The sequence below is a fragment of the Burkholderia sp. Bp8963 genome (assembly GCF_003854275.1).
Classification (GTDB): domain Bacteria; phylum Pseudomonadota; class Gammaproteobacteria; order Burkholderiales; family Burkholderiaceae; genus Burkholderia.
Map to the genome: position 1 here is coordinate 1 of NZ_QTQP01000116.1, position 3,192 is coordinate 3,192.

The window sequence follows — 3,192 nt, forward strand, 5'->3', positions numbered from 1 at the left end:
TTGTAGACGTCCCACAGGCCGTCGACGATCATCGTGTCGACCAGCTTCGCGTCGCCCATCCGGAACCCGTCGCGCGAGCCCGGCAGCACGTGCGGCGCCGCGCTCATGTTCTCCTGGCCGCCCGCGACCACGATGTCCGCGTCGCCCGCCACGATCGCGTTGGCGGCCAGCATCACCGCCTTCAGGCCCGAGCCGCACACCTTGTTGATCGTCATCCCCGGCACCGCGCTCGGCAGCCCGGCCTTGATCAGCGACTGACGCGCGGGGTTCTGGCCCGAGCCCGCCGCGAGCACCTGGCCCATGATCACTTCGCTGATCTGCTCCGGCTTCACGCCGCCACGCTCCAGCACCGCGCGGATCACCGTTGCGCCCAGCTCCGGCGCCGCGATCTTCGCAAGCGTGCCGCCGAATTTGCCGACCGCGGTCCGCGCGGCCGATACGATCACTACGTCAGTCATGTTCAGTTCCTGAATCCGATTCACATTGCCTGGTCGCCGCCGGCATGCGCCGGTCCGGCGTGGGTTGCCGCGCAAGCCGCGCGCGGCGCCATCCTGTATCCAGCACGCGACGCCATCCCGCTGCCAGCGCCCGGCGCCGTCCCGCTTCCGCAGGATCGGGCACAAGCCGCTATGCGGCATCGCTGCAGGCCCGCTGCTGCGCGCCGTCATGCCCATGCCTGCCGCATGTCGCCGCGCGTGGAGCGTCTCTGCACTTGCGGCCGCCGCGACACACGGCAGCCGAAGAAAAATGGCCGCCGGTCACCGCGTGGCACACGCGGCATCCGGCGGTGGGGCGCCGATCGCGCTGTGTTGTCGCGCACTGGCGCGCGACAACGCGATTACGCCACCGAATTACGCTGCCGATTCGCGTGCAGCCGTGTCCTTGCGCCCGCCGCTTGCCGGCTTGGTCGCGCGAGCCGACGCACCGACCGCGTCGAAGCCGCTCTGCGCTGCCTCGATGACCTGGCCCGTCGCAGCACGCATGGTTTCCGCCGCGGCGCTCGCCGCCGACAGCGCCGAATTCAGCGCCGCGACCACCGGTGCCGTGCCGGCCGGCGCGTGCTTCGAGAATTCGCCGAGCGCGTCCTTCAGGCGCTGGTCGGCCTGCTCGTAGTGCGCCTGCGCAGCCTTCGCGAATTCGGCCTGCGTGGTCGTCGCGATGTCGAACAGGTGACGGCTGTACGACGCCGCTTTGCCAGCCGCCTGCTGCGTCGCGCCAAGCTGGCGCGTGAAGAATTCCGCCGGGTTGCCGCCGCTGAATGCACCCTTCAGGTGATCTTCGTACTCCTCGAGCGCAGCCTTGGTCGCCTGCAGGTTCAGCTCGACCACGGCCTCGAAGCCGCGGAACGCCGGTTGAGCGGCAGCAAACAACGCGGTCACGCCGGACTGGTAATCAGCAATGAATTTTTCGGGGGCGAAAACGGACATCGGGCACGCTCCTGTTAGCAATACGAGAGATTGCGTAAGAATTATGGAAGTCGATCAATTCGTTCGACTCCCTATTTATCGCACACAGTTCATTGAGTGCAAAAAGTTTAGAGCACTCATTCTAGATCGATTAATTGTCAATTAAATGGCATTAATGATCGGGAAAAACCCTAACCCCGAGCGCTCGCACCCTACATTGGCAGGTTACCGTGACTTCCTTATTTCAGGGACACACTGCAACGATCTGTTTTTTCTGGATTTTTACTTTCTTTCGAAGTAAACCACTGCATCGTCATGCAAGATTTACGTACAAATTATTCCCACCATCGGAAAATAGGTCGCATTTACTGGTGAACACACCTCATGAAATCGTTTTTGCATTTGCTCAGAAAACGATTTCAGAAATGCTTGTCAAGTAACGGAATAAAGCCGGATGGTATCGACCCGAAATGAATGGCGCTCCGAACAGGCGGATCGCTCAGGCCCGGATGTCGCGCACGGCAACGGCCGACGGCCGCGGGCCGCCGCGTGGCGTCAGCCGGCCAGTTCCTGGTGCAGTGCGCGGAATTCCTGTGCGAGCTTGTGGCCCGGCTCGAGATGGATGACGGGGGTCGCCTGCTGGTGCGACTCGCGGATCTTCACCGACGACGACAGCCGTGACGCGAGCACCGGCAGCCCTTCGCCGACGAGTTCGTCGACGAGCCGCTGCGGCAGGCTCGCGCGCGGCTGGAACTGGTTGATCACGATCCCTTCGACTTCGAGCGCCGCGTTGTGATCCTGCTGGATTTCCTTCACGTTCTCGAGCAGCGTGTACAGCGCGCGGCGCGAGAAGTCGTCGCAGTCGAACGGAATCAGGCAGCGCTCGACCGCGATCAGCGCCGAGCGCGTGTAGAAGTTCAGCGCGGGCGGCGTGTCGATGTAGACGGCGTCGTAGGTGTCGAGCTCATTCAGCGCATCGCGCAGCTTGTAGATCTTGTAGCGCGATTCAAGCTTGCCGTGCAGCGTATCGAGATCCGGATGCGCGGGCATCACGTCGAGGTTCTCGAACGGGGTCGGATGGATGAACGACGCGATGTCGACCGGTCGGAAGTTGAACGTCAGCGCGGTTTCGAAGAAATCGGCGACGGTCGGGGCGGCTTCCGCGGCGCGCTCGCCGAGCAGGTACTGGGTCGAGTTCGTCTGTGCGTCGAGGTCGATCACGAGCGTGCGCAGCCCTTCGCTCGCGCTGATCGCCGCGAGATTGCAGACGATCGTCGACTTGCCTACGCCGCCCTTCTGGTTGAACACGACACGCCGCATGGTCCCCTCTTGCCCGAAGCGCCAGAAAAGAGCCAGCATAGCCGAACCAATATTACTGTTGCGTGACGTAACGCAACAATCGCGGCACGAGCCCGCAACAATGGCGCGCGAACCGCCGGCCACCGGGCGCGGCGCGATGCGACCCCGCAACGCGCGCCGGCAGCCTGCCGTCCGCGCCAGCCTCACGCGACGATCGGCTTGCGACGCACTTCCGACAGGTAGATGAGGATCAGCGACACCCACACGATCCCGTACAGGAACATGAAGCAGGTGGTGCGCACGCGCAGCAGGGCGAGCAGCACGCCGAACAGGATCGGCAGCAGGAGCCCGCCTTTAAGGCATCTCGTTATACGCAAGTCTCGTCGCCGCCGTCGTCGCGCAATAAGCGTATGGTTTCCGCGGCGATATGAACTTTCGTGAGTCCCTTCCAGATGGTCTCTGCGCCGGGTTCGCCATCGCCCTTGCG

3 protein-coding genes and 1 pseudogene are annotated in these 3,192 nt (G+C 63.7%); all 4 read right to left on the minus strand.

Annotation, left to right across the window (positions count from 1 at the left end):
* On the minus strand, positions 1-458 hold a 458-nt coding region (locus DID96_RS37395), incomplete at its 3' end, for a beta-ketoacyl synthase N-terminal-like domain-containing protein (RefSeq protein ID WP_311767794.1).
* Between the two features lie 393 nt (positions 459-851).
* Positions 852-1,427, minus strand: a complete 576-nt coding sequence (gene phaP, locus DID96_RS37400) for a TIGR01841 family phasin (RefSeq protein ID WP_124604305.1) — start codon at positions 1,425-1,427, stop codon at positions 852-854.
* A gap of 534 nt (positions 1,428-1,961) precedes the next feature.
* Positions 1,962-2,726: a ParA family protein gene (locus tag DID96_RS37405; protein ID WP_124604307.1), complete on the minus strand. Its 765-nt coding sequence runs from the start codon at positions 2,724-2,726 to the stop codon at positions 1,962-1,964.
* A 182-nt stretch (positions 2,727-2,908) separates the two neighbouring features.
* Positions 2,909-3,058, minus strand: a pseudogene (locus tag DID96_RS37410) (MFS transporter); the annotation flags it as partial.
* Between the last annotated feature and the right edge of the window lie 134 nt (positions 3,059-3,192).

Excerpts from the sequence above, each read along its gene's own strand:
- phaP (WP_124604305.1), bottom strand. The coding sequence starts at position 1,427 with ATGTCCGTTTTCGCCCCCGAAAAATTCATTGCTGATTACCAGTCCGGC.
- DID96_RS37405 (WP_124604307.1), bottom strand. The coding sequence starts at position 2,726 with ATGCGGCGTGTCGTGTTCAACCAGAAGGGCGGCGTAGGCAAGTCGACG.